Here is a 16,459-nt window from a genome sequence, read left to right as displayed (position 1 = left end):
AAATTTTTATATTGATTAATTTATCTGGTTCCTGCATTAAGCCCTGAGAAAAAAGACTTTGCACTCTCTATTACAATCACAAAAGGCAACATTTGTAATGCTTTTACACTATCTATAATACCTCCTCCTGTTGTTTCTTTTAACTCTTTTTCTGAAAGAGTTAATAATTTAGAGTTTTTCATTTTTGTTTTTTTAATGTTTATCTCCTCCTGTTATACCATCATAAATCCCATGTAAAGAATCTATATTTCTGCCTAAAAAATAACCTGCAAAAAATGCCGCTCCTTTTAACGAACTAATAAATCCACCACCGTTTATGTCCTTTAACCCTTCTTTTGATAGAGTTTTTACTCCAAAATCATTACTCATAATTTTATTATTTAATTAATTACTATATTTTTTGTTGCAACGATACAAACATAAGTTTGTTCACTGCAAAAACATTGCAGGATATAAAAAAAGCGACCAAATGGTCGCTTTTTTTATATCATTCCTTTTGCTTTAAACTCTAGGTATTTATTTATTACATTAACAGACAAATGTTGTGGTTTTGTTAAAATAGCATGCACAGCGTTTTTTTCTAGCTCTTTTATCATCAAACGTTTTTCGTATGCGTATTTCTCAGCAATTGTTTTATGATACACACTTTGTAAATCTTCTGCATTTTCAGTAATCAACGTATCTAACTCCGTATTTTCAAAAAAAACAGTCACTAGCAAGTGTTTTTTAGCTATTGCTTTTAAATATGGTAATTGCCTTTTTAACGCCGATATATGCTCAAAATTGGTATATAAAATTAACAAGCTACGTTGATTTATTTTTCTTTTAATATTCGCATACAATAACGCAAAATTAGCATCTGAAAAATCGGTTGTAATATTATACAACTCTTCGTTGATAACCGATAAGTTTGTTTTTTTGTTACTGGCAGCTACTATCTTTTCAACCTTTTTGGAAAAGGTAAGCATCCCTGCTTTATCGTTTTTTAATAAGGCTATGTTTGAAAAAGCTAAGGTTGAATTAATTGCATAGTCTAATAACTTCAACCCTTCAAAAGGCATTTTCATGACACGACCTAAATCGATAATAGAATATATGGGTTGCGATTTTTCATCTTGATATTGATTCACCATCAACTCTGCTCTTTTAGCAGTTGCTTTCCAGTTTATGGTACGTACATCATCACCAGGAATATAGTTTTTTATCTGCTCAAACTCCATGGTATGCCCTATTCGTCGGATTTTCTTCATACCAAACTCCGTTAAGTTATTGTGCATCGCCAGAAACTCGTACTTTTTCATTTGTATATATGACGGATATACTTTCACACTTTCTTCCGCAGCAAAGGAATAACGTTTGGAAAACATTTGTAAAAAAGAAGACACGAATATATTTACTTTCCCAAATTTGTATTCCCCCCTTTCAACTGGTCTAACACTATAGGTATAGGTTGATTTCTCACCAGGCTTCAAAGACATTGCATGTTCGAAATCTCTTTTTTGAAATTGTACTGGCAATTCATCAATCAATGAAATAAAAACTTGAAACGGATAATTATTTTCAAGCGTAATGGCTATTTCATTATCATCTGAATTTGATAGTTTTTCTGATGTAATTCTTTTCGCTAAAAATCCATTTTTAAATCGGTATAAGATAAACACATCAACACATATCGTTATTACAAATAACCACACAAGCATCCATGTTACTGAATAAAGCGCAGGAATCCAAAACGACACTAAAAATAATGCCGAAATAACGCTTATATAGATAAAAAAGCGATTGTGTACGTATAACGATTTAAAGAATTGAATCACTATCTTGGAACTTCTACAGATTGTACAATCATTTCAATCACCTTATCGGCTGTCATCCCTTCCATTTCACGTTCAGGAGTTAACATAATTCTATGGCGTAATACTGGATAAATACTCTTTTTTACATCTTCAGGAATCACAAAATCACGTCCATTGATTGCTGCAAATGCTTTAGAGGCCATTAATACTGCAATACTTGCTCTTGGTGAACCTCCTAAATACAAATGTGCATTGTTACGTGTATTGGAAATAAGTTGTGCTATGTATTTAATTATTTTTTCCTCTACCAATACTTCAAAAACCTTGCTTCTGTATTCTAATAACTCAGCTTCTGTTAACACAGCTTCCACTTTCGTTTGCGGTAACGCTCCTTTGCGATCGTTATGAGCAGTGATTATCTGTATTTCTTCCTCTAAATTCGGGTACCCAACATTTATTTTAAATAAGAAACGGTCTAATTGCGCTTCTGGTAAAGCATAGGTTCCCTCCTGTTCTATTGGGTTTTGAGTTGCTAATACCATAAAAGGTGGGGTCATTTCATAACGCTCACCATCCATTGTAATTTGCTTTTCCTCCATCACCTCAAACAATGCTGCTTGCGTTTTAGCTGGTGCTCTGTTAATTTCATCAATCAACACAATGTTAGAGAAAATCGGACCTTTTTTAAACTCGAAATCAGATGTTTTCATGTTTAAAACCGAAGTTCCTAATACATCCGAAGGCATTAAATCAGGCGTAAACTGAATTCGGCTAAAATCAGTAGCTATGGTTTTTGCTAACAATTTTGCTGTTACCGTTTTGGCTACTCCAGGAACACCTTCAATCAATACGTGTCCGTCAGCCAGTAAAGAAACCAACAGTAACTCCATAAACTCCTCTTGACCTACAATTACTTTCCCTAGTTGCTCTTTTATTTTTACAACCGCTTCTTTTAACTTTGACAAATCTATTCTGCTTGAAAATAACTCATTCGTATTTTCTATTGGATTGTTTTCTGTATCCATCCTATTCTTTTTTATATGCTTTAAAAGCTTCAATAGCTTTATTTAAGGCTATTAAATCTTCTTCGGTTATACTTGATTTTGACTGTATTTGCTCTATCTTTTTAAATAAAGCAACTACTTTTTCTTCTGAATTACCACTTCTATTAGCAAGGTTTTTATAAAAACGTTCGTCTATGTTTAAAGTTGATAATCGGTATTTTATTCTGATATATTCTAAAAAATAGTTGATTTTATGTTCAGCTATATTTTTATGATCTGATTTTTCGTAATACATATTGGCTATAGTACGTGTAAAAGCCAGTGTTTGATTTTTTAACGGTGTAATAACAGGAATTAATCGCTGATTACGCTTTCCTTTAAAAATAATAAAGAACAACACCCCTATCAATCCTATATAATATGCCCATTTTAACGATTGGGTTGATAAAATATAATGCATGGGAGAGGTTATTCTACTTTTTCCTGTCTTATAATAGGTATCCCATAAAATGGTATTGTTACTATTAGAACCCACCTCTGCTTCTTTATTACCCGGGTTATTTAGATATGATAACACATTCGCTACGTACTCATAATTATTATCTAATAGCATGTTATAATTCGTAAATGCCTGCGGGAACGTATGCAAATAAAAATTACCTTCTCCGTGTTTAACTTTGATAAAATTCGGCTTTTTACTGATGATGGAATCGTTTTCATTTCGTATTACCAACTCGCCTAAAATAGTTGTATTGAGCGTATCAACTTCAGAAAAATACAGCTTTGAAAAATCTCTATCAAAATAATACTCTTTTCCACCAAAAATAGGGTTACTCATTTTTTGATAGGCTTTTTCCTCAAACGCTGAAGTTGTTAAATAACTTGTCTTTGTTTGCAACGTATCTAAATATATTCCATTGGTTGCTATGAACACATCATTTCCTCTATCTGCAAACTCTAAAAGCTCATTCAACTCATCTTTGTCAAAATTCACTTTATTATCAAGAAAAAAATAGGTTCCGTTATTCTTATCGTCTTTTAAGTACACATACGGATTTTGGTAGATATCTTTTACTTCACTTTTTGGAAATAAACTTGGCATTTCTTTATGCAATACATATGTACCATATGGAATTTTATGTTTTGCAGCATAACTTGGATACCAATTGATTTCTTTAGGCTTTACAGATTCAACATAAAAAATACCGAGCACTATAAGCACCAACAGACCAATGTATATTTTAAGTTTTTTATCCAAATTAGTAAATTTTAGCTAGTGTGTTTTTAAAGTTGTTCTCCGCTTGTGTAAATTTTTCTTTATCTATAGAAAACTCACCATACCACACATAATCGTACAAATAAGTTAACTCTTTAAAGTCTGTATACAGTTGTTTTTTAGATGATAACTCTTTTATATAATCTTCGTTTGTTTTTTCTTGTTGCCAAGAAATAAACTCTTTATCTGACAGTTTTTTTAACAACAACAAATAATAATAACGTACTGCTAGTTGATAATTTCCTTCTGAAGTTGCTTTCTGAATTAACTTTGGTAAATCTTTATCTTTAATTAACTCTTCCTCTTCCGATAAGTGCACAATAGGTTTAGCCTTTTTACCATCAATAATATTGCGTGCATTTACTTTTAAAAAGAATTTAATAATGAAGAAAAGTACGAGTCCTGCTATTACGTATGGTAAAACCTTTAAAACAACACGTAAAAATCCTACTGCTGGTGTAATATCATCAAAAATATAAGAGAGAATTTTTATGACGGTTCGTTTTAACCAGTCCCATATTTTTTCTAAAATAGTAGGTTCTCTTTTTTCTACGATGTATATAAATTCATCTTTTTGTTTGTACTCCTCTATTTTTTGAGTGTCAAACTTTTTTTGTTCAATAATAGTATCATCATACTGCACCTCTCTTTTTTCTTCCTGTGAAAATAGAGTGATTGAACAAATAAAAAACGTTATGTAAAAAAGAAACTGCTTCAAAAGATTACTGTCCTATGCTATCAATTCTTTCAATAGTCCCCGTCAAATTTTTTCTTTCATTAATATCGAAGTACAAAAGTACATTTGTAATAAGTGTTATCGAATAGAATAAAAACTTTCCTACAGTTGCCAACACATTTAACAATAAGTAAATAGGATCTCTATATGTATTAAACATTGATGTAGGGTCTTCATTTCCCATACTTATTCCCATCTTAGCAAGTTGATAAATCACCGCTGGTATTTGGAACACATAACCTAAAACTCCTACTAAAAGACCTACAACAAACATTACTCCGAACGTCTCCCAAAAATAACCAGAAATAAAATTAAAACTTTTACTAATAGTTTCAGTTGCTCCTTCATTTTCAAACACTAAAATTGAAGCTCCTAAAGACAATACTGTCGCTGTATAAATAACAGGTAGAAAACAAAGTAAGATACTTGCAAAAATTATTAATCCAGCTAAAATCCCAAATCCTGTAAACGACCAAAACTTAGCTTTTGTACCAGCTATTACTTCTTCTTTTTTTACAACTCCTTTATTGTCTATATAGGACTTGATATAATACATCCCTGCTAAATTAACATAAACAACTGTTACCAAATAGGCTATACCCATTATTATACCCGACCCTCCAAAACTCAATGTATCAAAAGGGTTGTTATTTGGAATTTCAGATAATAAATAAGTCATATAAACAGAAGTAACAACAGTAATTACAATAGGAATTGCCGCTATTTTTAAAATTGTTAAAAAGAACTGCTTCCCCTCTAATCTTATAAACTTAAAAGCATCTGAAATAATACTTCCTAAATCTCTTTCTTTTTTAAACTCTACGTATTCTTTATGCATTGGTTTGTTGATTTTTATAAACTTTAATTGGGTATATGACGTAATAAAATATAATGATTGCTAATGAGGTAGTAATGATTAAAATTGCTAACCAATCGGGCATTTCTGTATGACGGGTTACAAAACCTTCTAAAAACCCTGCAACTATAAAAAACGGAATGGTACTTACCATTATTTTTAATCCATCTTTCATGCTTCTTTTAAATGATTCTAGTCGTGAATAGGTTTTTGGAAATAGTAATCCGTTACCTAATACCAATCCGGCACATCCTGCAATAACAATTACTGATATTTCTATGGTTCCGTGAATCCAAATGGTTCTTGACGATTCCCAAAACAACCCTTTATCGTAAAAAAAATATAAGAACGAACCTAACATTATTCCGTTTTGCATCATAATGTATAAGGTCCCTACCGAAAATAACATTCCTAACACAAAGGCATACATAGCTACTTTTATATTATTTACAGTAATTCCAATAAACATGTCTACTTCATTAGCTTTTTTATATACAGCCATTGGATCTCCGTTTTCAATATTCTCCAGAGTCATGTTTACATAACCATCTCCTAAAATCAAACGGACAAAATCAATATCGGTTGCGGCTGAAAAAGCACCACAAATAGAAAAAAAAGCAAATACTAAAAACGCAATCAGTAATTGTTTTTGATGACTATAAAACATTAAAGGAAATTCCGTTTTAAAAAAACTAACAAACCTGTTTTTGCTTTCTTTTTTAGTTTTATAAATTTTTTGATGTGCTGCAGATGCTATCGAGTTTAAGTATATTACCGTATTTCCGTTGGGATAAAACGTTTTGGCATAACTCAAATCGTCAGTTAACTCCACATATAAATCAGATAGTTTATCTGGTGAAATAACTGTTTTGTTGTACAACGCATCTTCAAAAAGTTGCCACTTTTCTTTATTTTTATTTACAAAGGCAGCTTCTCTCATGAGTTTAAAAAATTAAAGCATGTTTGTTGAGAAGTTTCTCTAATCATAGAATATTTTTATCTTCGCTAAACTAAAAAAAGTTGCATAAATATCAACAAAAAAAAGTGAAAAACTAATTAATGGATAATTTTCAAATAGAAACAGCTCAAAACATTGCTATCAGTCAAAATGTAGCTCATGTTACCACTCGTATAGGTTCATATTTAATTGATGCGTTATTTATTGTTGGATATTACATTATCATTGCTATTATAATAGGCATGTTAGATATTCCTATGAGTATGGAATATATGAGTCTCTTTGTTCTATTAGGACTTCCTGTATTCTTTTATAGTTTACTTTTTGAGGTTTTAATGAACGGGCAAACTCCTGGCAAATACTTTAACCAAATAAGAGTGGTTAAATTAGATGGTTCTAAGCCTACTTTTGGAAGTTATTTAATTAGATGGTTACTACGTTTTGTTGATTTCACTTTAGCTAGTGGTTCTGTTGCTGTACTTACCATTTTATTGAACGGAAAAGGACAACGTTTAGGAGATATTGCTGCAGGGACTACTGTAATATCTGAAAAGAAAAGAATTACGTTAAAAGATACTATTGCAAGCGATGTAGTTGATAACTATACACCAACCTATTCACAGGTAACGCTATTGAGTGATAATGATATTCACACTATCACAAGAGTATATAGAGATGCCATAAAGAAAAGAAATCATAAAGTAATTTTAAAACTACATACAAAAGTTATTGAGTTAACAGGAATTACCACAGAGCAAAAACCTGCTCAATTTATAAATACCGTAATTAAAGATTATCATTACTACGCGAGGCAGTAATATTTATTTTACACAAGTTTAAATAAACATTACTTACTTAAGTAAAAGCAATCTAATCAAAACAAAGAATACCGCCTTTTAGAACGTCATTCTTTGTTTTTTTATGGAATTCTATCTCGTAATTTAATTCTTGAAAAAAATCATAACCTTTTTTGTTCTTCTGTTTTTTTTCTATTTTCTTTCACTAAATTTCCTCCTAAGTGATAAAGTAAGGTCACCCCAAACCTTCTTGAATCTGGTTTATTATTATAGTAATAATCTATAATATCACTTTGAGAATAGGCTTCATAATGATTGGTGTTAAATATATCACTTATAGTCAATTGCGCCACTAATTTTTTATTTAGGAATGTTTTTTTTATTCCAAAATCTACATAACCTGTTGCTTTTGTACTGTACAAACCAAGCAACTCCGATGAAAACCAATGTGCTGAAAGATTCATTTTATAATCTTTTGGCAAGGAAATATCTTGTTGTAATGTAAATGTTGTAGCCCACTTTGATAGTTGTTTTTCTCCCGAAACTTGTGAAATAGGATACGTAGTATAACTTATATCTGAAAAGAAAAGCAAATTCCAAAACGAATATAATTTAAATGGGGTAGATACTGTAAAATCAAAACGTTCTCTATTACCAAAATTATCACTTTGACTTTTTATAGTAGTACCGTTGTCATCTACTAAAAGCCTTCGATTTATAAAGTTATCACTTTGGTTATACGTTGCAGAAAAAACATATTTATTTTTTAAGCTATATGTAAACGAATATACCCAAGCTAATTCAGGTGTTAAATTAGGGTTTCCTGAATAATAGAAATACTGATCTCTATACCATCGTACTGGATTTAAGTCGGTGTAAGATGGACGATTAATACGTCTGTTTAACGAAAAGTCAATTTTATTGTCTTTATCTAAAATTTGTCCAATTGAAAAAGAGGGAAACAGCTTAGTGTATTGCCATTGATTTGTTTCATTTTCTTTTACTGTATATCCTTCTGCTCTGGTATATTCTACACGAAGTCCAGCATCTATTGTTGTTTTATTTATTTCTTTTGATCCTGTTATATATGCTGCTGCAATCTGTTCATTATATTTATAATGATTACTTAATGCTGGTACTTTTACATAAGTATCTTCTTCTAACGATTCAAATTCGTATTGATTATCATTTTTTACCTTAGCATATTTAACCCCTGTTTTAATAGCATACTTCTTAAAAGGCAAATTAGCATCAATTTGTGCTGAAAAAATATCTACACTTCCTGGTTGGTGTGACTTGAGTACGTTAGTATCTAATTTATTTTGATTTGCATCATAATTGTCTGTTATCAGTATTCCATCTGAATAATTTCTATAGGATGTATAATTAGCATCTGCTGTTAATTTTTTTCCAAGAGAATCTATAACAAACACATAATGCACACTCCCTGCATCGTAATGATAAGGTTCAATTATTTTATTATCGGTTAATGTATAGGATTGTAGTTCTTTAAAATTATTGAATTTATTAACTTCTGAATAATTTTGTTTTTTAAAGTCATCAAAGTAGCCATGATAATTAATGCTTAAACTATGTTTAGGTAAAAATTGCCATTCTGCTCCAAATCGCCAAGTATAATATTTTATTTTATAATTACTTTCGTTTTTTCGACTAAGCCACAGAGATTCTCCGTTTTCATTGATGGTATTTCCACTCTTGTTTTTGGTAAATCTATGAGGTGTATTATAATCAAAAGAACCATATAAATTCACTTTTTTTGTACGTAAACTTGCTGAAATATTTTCATTTGTCATCCAGTATTTTCCTTTTGAAATGGTAGTTCGTAAATTGACTGCATACCCTTTTTTGAGTTTTTTTTCGAGAACAATATTAATTATCCCTGTATTACCTGCTGCATCAAACTCGGCTGTTGGTGATGTTATCAATTCTATCTTTTTAAGGTCTTCAGCACTCATTCCTTTTAATAAATTTGACAATTGTCCTCCAGACAAATAAGTCATTTTACCATCTATCATAATATTTACCCCAGACGCCCCTCTAAATAAGATGGCATCGTTTTGTCCTACATTTATCCCTGGTAATTTTTTTAACATATCAAGAGCTGATTGTCCTGTTGTAAGAGTAGATTTTTTTAGGTTAAATGTTAATTTTCCTTTACCAGCCTCAATAAGTGGTTTTTTAAAATTAACCACTACTTCCTCTAATGCATTAGCATCTTCTTTTAAGGTTATATTTATCTTTTCTTCATCAGTTACCTTTTTTTCTCTCGTAATCATTCCTACAAAAGAAAATACCAAAACAGCTCCTTTAGTTGTTTTTATTGAATATTTCCCATCTAAATTGGTTACTGTTCCTTTATTACTTCCTTTTATAAAAACGGTTGTACCTGGTAACACTTGATTTGTGGCATCACTAACAATTCCTTTTACTTCAACCTCCTGTGAAAAAACAAACCATGGAGAAAGAATTAAAAAGTAACGTACAAGTATTTTGATATAATTTTTCATTATTTAATTTATTTTTTGGTTAGATAGATTTACTATCTATAATCATTCAGCATATTTAATTTCTGTTTTTACACAAATCCCTAAATATTAAGTATTACTTAAGAATGACTTATTTTTTGTTTTTTTAAGTTCTAGAAGTTTTCATTACAATTAGTTGCATAAAATGTTCTTCAACTCCTTTTAAAAAAGTTGCAATTATTTTCAAAAAATTGAATGTGGAAATGTTTTTTCTTTACACAGAGCTTTATGCTCTAAATATTTAGATACATTTTATTAATCCAAAGTTTTTAACTTTTGATTACGCTATCATTAAAAGAAACTAGAATAACTTATAAAAAACCACGATGATATTTTGCTTTGTTTTTCTCTAAAAAATTATAATAAGAAAGGAGGAGGAGGTCTGGAGATAAACTGATACAAAGCAAAGTTACTTGTAGCAATAAACTTGTAATTTTTAATAATTGATTTTTGAACTATAATTTCAAACCTATCAATAATTAAATTTTGAAAATTAGGAGTAAGTGCAGGAGTTAAATCATGTGTTATACTATGGTCACACATAGTACAATGTACTGCATGATCCATATCATCCGTATGCATCAATACATGAATTCCTGTCATTTTCACTGATAGAAAAAGCACAAGGAATAAATAGGTTACGCTATTCTTTAACCATCCTTTTTTCATTACTTGTAAACTTACTAAAATTAACTTGAAAAAATGTTAATTTCACACTTGCTTTCGCTAAAAAAAACATATAACTTCTTCTAGTTAAAAACATATGAATAAGCCTTTTACTTGTATAAAAGTTAAAATATAATAGAATGTTTTATTTTTTAATTTAAACAGTGTAATACTTCGTTATATTTGTTTATTTCAGAAAAAATATAATGAATGTGGAAAGAGCATTATAATAAAATTAAAAAAGAAAAACATCCCCCAGCTTATACACTTCGTAAAGCTTTAGATTTTATAGCCACCCAAGATAATATAACAGAAAAAACAGCTGTAGACTTGGGTTGTGGTAATGGGGTAGATACATTTGCTTTACTAGAAAATGGTTTTTCTGTAGTTGCCATAGACAGTAACCCTAACTCATTACTTTACCTGCAACAAAACTTAGCTCCTGAACATTCAAAATTATTAAAATTTAATAACGTTTCTTTTGAGAATATAAAAGAGTTTCCTTTAGCTTATTTGGTTAATGCTTCTTTTTCACTTCCTTTTTGTCATCCTAATCAATTTGACAATCTATGGTCGAATATCATTAAATGTATATCTCCTGGAGGAATTTTTTGCGGACATTTTTTTGGACCACAAGATTCCTGGAGCTCTAACTCTGATATGACTTTTCACAATATACAAGATGTAAAAAACTTATTTGATAAGTTTGAGATTCTTTATTTTAATGAAATCTCTAAAAAAGGAAAAACATTATCTGGAAAAGAAAAATTTTGGCATGTTTTTCATATTGTGGCAAAAAAGAAACACCCTCAAAAATAATTAGCTACCACATTTATGCTTACTCCTGTATTATTCCCTTAGATATTTGCTTAAGTGTTTTTCTAGATACAATATATAAAACCAAAGCGTATAATATATTCTCTAAAGCTAAACTGTAATATATCCCCTCTATTCCAAAGTATTTAGTTAAAAGTAATACTACCGGAACAAACAATAATAATTGTCTTCCAATAGGTAACATCGTTGCTAATTTTGCTTCTCCTATAGCTTGAAAAAGAACTATGCTACTAGAAGATATTGGAATAACTAATAAAATACTTAGCAACATTCGTACATTAAAAATTTCTGTATCATTAAGTTTTACATTAGGTAATATAACATTAACCATTGCCTCAGGAAAAATCAGTATTGGAATTAATAGTCCTGCACCAAGAACAACCCCTGTTAGCCTGTATATTTTTACCCCTTTTAAACATCTAGACGGCTTGTTAGCTCCGTAATTAATTCCTATAATCGGCTGCATAGACTGGTAAAGTCCTAAAAGCGGGATAGCTAAAAAAGTAAATAACCTAAAAACAGCATTAAAAAATGCCATAGCTTCTACTGTTCCATAGAAAACCACTAACCTGAAAAGTAAAAATTGTCTAAACAAATTAGATAGTTGCATTGTAAATGCTGAAAAACCAATGCTTAAAACATTTTTAAGTATTTTATACTCCAATCTTATTCCAAAAGCCCCTGTTTTAAATGTTGCTTTTCCACGGATAAAGTATAAAGATGTTAACAAACTATAAATAAACATTGCTATAATACTACTCCATGCAGCACCTGCTACTCCCATCTGTAAAACGCCAATAAAGATGGGAGTTAGTAAAATATTTAAAATTACTGAAGCTATTGTGAATTGCATTGCTACTTTTATGCTTCCTTCTGCCCGTATTAAGCTATTAGCTGACAGACCATAAATACTGAATAATGCTCCCAAAACGTATACTTTAAAATATTCTAAAGCATACGTAAATAATTCTCCTGTAATTCCTATTACTGAAACTATTTCATGAGAAAAAATAATTCCAAAAACAGTTACTAAAGCTGCCCCTATGAGAGATAAGGCTATCATGTTTGGAATTATTTTCTTTTGAACTTCAATTTGTTTGGCGCCTATAGCTCTACTAAGAACAGATGCAGAGCCTGCAGCTATAAAAACAGTAATACTTGTAACAACTAGCATTAAAGGAAACAACATTGAAATTCCTGTAAAAGCTTTTATTCCTATAAAATAGCTTGTATAAAATATATCTACAAGCCCGTTTATAGATATAACCATCATACCCAAAATACTGGGAACAGATAGTTTTAACATAAGCCCCCAAAGGCTATCATTAATAAAATCAAGCTTTTGTTTTGTGTTATTTTTTATTTTGGAACTCATATTTGCACCACTCTTTTAAGAAGTTATTTTTTTTAAAAAAACTAGTGATACTCCAAAAATTATAAAGGTTATAAGCATTACTTCTAGTAAACTTTTTCCTATTCTTTGACCTTTAGTATAATCAGCATTCAACTTAAACTTAGGCAACCTTTCATAATCTCTTATTGTTATTTGCTTGCCCAAAAACAATTTGTTGAAGTAAAAATTGGTAATATTTTTATGAAAAACTTCAATTGATTGATAAAAGGATTGAAAAATTTCAGAATCCGTTTCAACTATTTCATTAAACATTCCTTGAGCATTTACTGCTGGATTTGCCCATCGAAATTTAGAAACCCATTCTTGTCTTAACTCAATTTGTTTAAAATACTCCTGTACTTCTTCTCTGTGATGATTATCATTAAGCGCAGTAAAAGATGCATAAGCCTTGGCCATTGTATTTACATCTATTAAAGATTTTGCTCCTTTTAAATCATCTCGGTAATCTAAATACTCAACAACTACAGCTTTAGCTTCTTCTATGTTCTCTTCATTTTCAAGACTTCTTCTTCTAGTTATATCTGCTAATGAAGTATTGTCTATCGGATGTACAATATTTGCATATACATTTAATACTGCTGGGAAAACTATTAAAAAAAGTAACCATAAACCAGCAGCAGTAATGGCTGTTAATGAAGAATTCTTTTTCAAGCTTATTAAAAGAAACATTAAGGCAAACCAAAAGCTGAAATAACACAAGACTGCTAATAACCATAAACAAGCGCTTAAAACACTTACTTTTTCAGCAATCGTAAAAGCTATTATAGACAAAAGGACTCCTAACCCTAAAACTAAAACATAATAAAAAGCAATTCTAATTAAGAGAATTTTTCTTAGTCCTATAGATTGTAACCTTAATAAGGGTAACATTCCATTTTCCTTCTCCTCTGCATATAATCCATAAGTAAAAGTTATGATAAGCAATGGAAACAAATAAACAAAAACAAACGATAGGTCTAAATTTCCAACATAGAGTTTAAGCGGGTTTGCTAGTTCATTTTCAAACAATTGATAATATAAGCTCATTCCCGTTAACTTATAATAATAAGGCTCTATATCTCTTTGCCCTAAAGACATGTGCGCTAAACCATGAGGAGGTAAAATTGCATGATATCCATGTCGATACCATGCATAGGCAGGCTTAGAAGCTATGTCAAATAACTGTTTATCTTTTAACGAAGTATGATTGGCATAAAAACTCTCTTTATACTGTTCAAATTCTTTCTTTTCAATATGTTTAACATTCTCAATTATTTTACGCTGCTCCGTTATTTTTGAGTGCCCATAATAAACAGCATAAATTCCCAATAAAAATACGATGGTAAGCAAAATTATTTGAAACGTATTTCTAACGATTGAAATACCTTCACGTCTCCATAATAATATAGTTAATTTCATATCAATTTATTTTTGTGAGAAGAAGGTATTAGTAAGAACATTATTAAAACCCAAAAAATTAATGTCATTAATTCTATTCTGTAATTTTTAAAGGTTTTCATTACACTTGGTGTACGATATTCCAGTCCAGAAACCGTTTCCCATAAATTTCTTCCTGCTTTGTACTCATAAAACTCGCCATAACGTGAATTTACAGCCATATCATTATTCATTTTTCTCATTAGTTTAAGGCGGTATACTTTTGTTTTTTCTTGAAAATCATTAAAACTGTACCCGTCTGTTGCTGCAAAAGCCATTGAAAAATTTCTTACTGAAATGTAAGGCGCAACAAACCCTATTATACTTCCTATTCTATTTTGATATTCAAACCTTCTGTTAAGAAGAGAATCATGAACTTTTTGTACTTTATAAGCATATTCTTCTCCCTCTTGCATTCGTATTGCTTCAAAATTTAGTGGTAATTGATGTAAAGAGTCTACTCCATATTTTTTTAAGTACTGTTCCTTTAATTTAACAAGTCTCTCTTCTTTAGAGCCATCCATAGGCAAACCCTTATCTATATCCCTTTTAATTTTTTCTTTATATGCTTTAAGTGATGGTAAAGGATATAAACTCTCTCCTATATTAGCCGAAGTTTTTGGAATAATAATACCAGTTGTAATCCAAAACATTAATAAAGTTAGAAGAGAGTTTCGTGCATTTGAAGACTTAAAAGAAACCCAAACAGAAAAGTTTGTAAAAACAAATAAGTACCCAACGTAAAGAAAAAAGAGAAATAAAACTCGTAAACCTACATCTTGCACTACTAAACTATTACCTTCAATTATTCCCACAATATAAAGTCCTGTAAAAAACAATATTAATATGAGTAGAACTATTAAAGAATAAGCCAAAACTTTACCTAAATAAATGGATCTCATTGAAACTCCTTGCCCTATTAATAGCTTCAAGGTTCCTGTCTCTTTTTCTTTACTAAAAGTTTGAAAAGTGATAAATATAATAAGAAGTGGTAATAATAACTGAAGAACCAAAGCTGCACTTAACTCTCCAAAACGAGCCATATTACCATATCCTTGTACAGGTCTAAACATAAACTCATGTGCATAATGTGCTTCTAAATAAACGGAAGTCCCTGTATAAGTATCCAATCCAAAATCAAAAAGACTTAAAAGCGTTTTAGGCTTAAAAACATATGTTCCATAATGAGCCGCAATATGCGGATGCTTATTTCCTTGTTCTAACCACTCAGCTCTTCTTTCTTCTTGAGCCTTTTTCACCATACCCATTTCCTGCTTATAAGCTATATGTCCAGCATAAAGTGAAAACCCTAAGAGAAACAAAATAATAGGAAACAAAATTTTTAAAGCATTTTGCCTTGCAATATTGGTAAGTTCTTTTTTAGCTATTAAAAATACTTGATGTATCATCTGTTTACATTTTTATTTTTTAGACGTAATGACTTATTACACACTATTCGTGCATATGTTTTAAGTACTTTTGTTCTAAATCATGAAAAGAAACTTGATTTGATTCCATTTTTTCAACCAAAACCCCTTCTTTCATAATACCAATATGAGTTCCTGTATCTTTAGCTCTAAAAAGATCGTGTGTCGCCATTAAAGTGGCAACTTTTTGTTGCTTCATGTTAAGTAGAAGCTCAGAAAACTCATTACTTGCTTTAGGGTCTAATCCAGAGGTAGGCTCATCTAAAAGTAATACCTTGGCTCCTTTAGCTCTCGCTAAAGCAATCCCTACTTTTTGTCTCATTCCTTTAGAGTAACTACGAACTCTTTTCTTAATAAAATCTTTTTGTAAACCTGATTGTATTAATAAGTTTTCTAATGCTTCTTTTTCTATATCCACACCTTGTAGACCACAGAAAAAGTGAAGATTCTCCAGTCCTGTCATATATTGATACAACTGGAGATTCTCAGGAATATAAGACAACCATTTTTTTGTTTCTTGTGGGTTCTTTGTTACATCTAAATCATTAACAAAAGCACTACCAGATGTAGGCTCAATAAAATTTAAAAACAAATTAATAGTTGTTGATTTTCCCGCACCGTTAGCACCGAGCAAGCAAAAAATATCTCCTGCTTTAATATTTAAATTTAAACTATTCAAGGCGGTAAAATCACCATATTTTTTTGTGAGGTCTTGTGCTTTTAACATGGT

At 30.3% G+C, this 16,459-nt stretch carries 16 protein-coding genes; 2 read left to right on the top strand and 14 right to left on the bottom strand.

The window, feature by feature from the left end; genetic code table 11:
• Positions 1–20: 20 nt before the first annotated feature.
• The 8 genes from ABMY20_RS10400 to ABMY20_RS10365 all read right to left on the bottom strand — a co-directional run bounded on the left by ABMY20_RS10400 (position 21) and on the right by ABMY20_RS10365 (position 6,608).
• A complete protein-coding gene (locus tag ABMY20_RS10400) occupies positions 21–182 on the bottom strand; it encodes a hypothetical protein (protein ID WP_156167053.1) in 162 nt (53 codons plus the stop codon).
• 10 nt (positions 183–192) lie between these two features.
• Positions 193–369 carry a hypothetical protein gene (locus ABMY20_RS10395; RefSeq protein ID WP_156167051.1) on the bottom strand — a complete coding sequence of 59 codons (177 nt, stop codon included), beginning with the start codon at positions 367–369 and terminating at the stop codon, positions 193–195.
• Positions 370–482: 113 nt separating this feature from the next.
• Complete coding sequence (locus tag ABMY20_RS10390) at positions 483–1,814, bottom strand: DUF58 domain-containing protein (protein ID WP_125064449.1); 1,332 nt, start codon at positions 1,812–1,814, stop codon at positions 483–485.
• A 2-nt stretch (positions 1,815–1,816) separates the two neighbouring features.
• The gene (locus ABMY20_RS10385; protein ID WP_253680378.1) at positions 1,817–2,821 is read right to left on the bottom strand and encodes a MoxR family ATPase; all 1,005 of its coding nucleotides are present in this window, start codon (positions 2,819–2,821) and stop codon (positions 1,817–1,819) included.
• A 1-nt stretch (position 2,822) separates the two neighbouring features.
• A complete protein-coding gene (locus tag ABMY20_RS10380) occupies positions 2,823–4,058 on the bottom strand; it encodes a DUF4350 domain-containing protein (RefSeq protein ID WP_349265237.1) in 1,236 nt (411 codons plus the stop codon).
• A 1-nt stretch (position 4,059) separates the two neighbouring features.
• Entirely contained in the window at positions 4,060–4,719 is a 660-nt protein-coding gene (locus tag ABMY20_RS10375) for a DUF4129 domain-containing protein (protein ID WP_349265236.1), read from the bottom strand.
• A gap of 79 nt (positions 4,720–4,798) precedes the next feature.
• Positions 4,799–5,650 carry a hypothetical protein gene (locus ABMY20_RS10370; RefSeq protein ID WP_047789478.1) on the bottom strand — a complete coding sequence of 284 codons (852 nt, stop codon included), beginning with the start codon at positions 5,648–5,650 and terminating at the stop codon, positions 4,799–4,801.
• Positions 5,643–6,608 carry a stage II sporulation protein M gene (locus ABMY20_RS10365; RefSeq protein ID WP_047789477.1) on the bottom strand — a complete coding sequence of 322 codons (966 nt, stop codon included), beginning with the start codon at positions 6,606–6,608 and terminating at the stop codon, positions 5,643–5,645. Before ABMY20_RS10365 ends, ABMY20_RS10370 begins: the two co-directional genes overlap by 8 nt.
• Positions 6,609–6,727: 119 nt before the next feature.
• On the opposite strand from ABMY20_RS10365, the gene ABMY20_RS10360 reads away from it, so the two are divergent.
• Positions 6,728–7,444: an RDD family protein gene (locus tag ABMY20_RS10360; RefSeq protein WP_349265235.1), complete on the top strand. Its 717-nt coding sequence runs from the start codon at positions 6,728–6,730 to the stop codon at positions 7,442–7,444.
• Positions 7,445–7,584: 140 nt separating this feature from the next.
• Here ABMY20_RS10360 and ABMY20_RS10355 read toward each other — a convergent pair whose 3' ends face one another.
• Together ABMY20_RS10355 and ABMY20_RS10350 are read right to left on the bottom strand one after the other, a co-directional pair.
• The gene (locus ABMY20_RS10355; RefSeq protein WP_349265234.1) at positions 7,585–9,951 is read right to left on the bottom strand and encodes an outer membrane beta-barrel protein; all 2,367 of its coding nucleotides are present in this window, start codon (positions 9,949–9,951) and stop codon (positions 7,585–7,587) included.
• 375 nt (positions 9,952–10,326) lie between these two features.
• Positions 10,327–10,638, bottom strand: a complete 312-nt coding sequence (locus ABMY20_RS10350; RefSeq protein WP_349265233.1) for a hypothetical protein — start codon at positions 10,636–10,638, stop codon at positions 10,327–10,329.
• Between the two features lie 207 nt (positions 10,639–10,845).
• On the opposite strand from ABMY20_RS10350, the gene ABMY20_RS10345 reads away from it, so the two are divergent.
• Positions 10,846–11,454 carry a methyltransferase domain-containing protein gene (locus ABMY20_RS10345; protein ID WP_349265232.1) on the top strand — a complete coding sequence of 203 codons (609 nt, stop codon included), beginning with the start codon at positions 10,846–10,848 and terminating at the stop codon, positions 11,452–11,454.
• Positions 11,455–11,473: 19 nt separating this feature from the next.
• On the opposite strand, the gene ABMY20_RS10340 is transcribed toward ABMY20_RS10345, so the two are convergent.
• The 4 genes from ABMY20_RS10340 to ABMY20_RS10325 are packed head-to-tail and all read right to left on the bottom strand — an operon-like array spanning position 11,474 to position 16,456.
• Positions 11,474–12,847 (bottom strand): MATE family efflux transporter, encoded by a 1,374-nt coding sequence (locus ABMY20_RS10340; RefSeq protein ID WP_349265231.1) that lies wholly within the window; start codon positions 12,845–12,847, stop codon positions 11,474–11,476.
• Between the two features lie 15 nt (positions 12,848–12,862).
• Positions 12,863–14,284: a DUF3526 domain-containing protein gene (locus ABMY20_RS10335; protein ID WP_349265230.1), complete on the bottom strand. Its 1,422-nt coding sequence runs from the start codon at positions 14,282–14,284 to the stop codon at positions 12,863–12,865.
• Positions 14,281–15,711, bottom strand: a complete 1,431-nt coding sequence (locus tag ABMY20_RS10330; protein WP_349265229.1) for a DUF3526 domain-containing protein — start codon at positions 15,709–15,711, stop codon at positions 14,281–14,283. Before ABMY20_RS10330 ends, ABMY20_RS10335 begins: the two co-directional genes overlap by 4 nt.
• Positions 15,712–15,754: 43 nt before the next feature.
• Positions 15,755–16,456 (bottom strand): ABC transporter ATP-binding protein, encoded by a 702-nt coding sequence (locus tag ABMY20_RS10325; RefSeq protein WP_349265228.1) that lies wholly within the window; start codon positions 16,454–16,456, stop codon positions 15,755–15,757.
• Between the last annotated feature and the right edge of the window lie 3 nt (positions 16,457–16,459).

Source organism: Tenacibaculum sp. SSH1-16 (assembly GCF_040104435.1).
Classification (GTDB): domain Bacteria; phylum Bacteroidota; class Bacteroidia; order Flavobacteriales; family Flavobacteriaceae; genus Polaribacter; species Polaribacter mesophilus.
The sequence above is the reverse complement of the archived record's forward strand: the minus strand, read 5'-3'. Positions and strand labels throughout refer to the sequence as shown.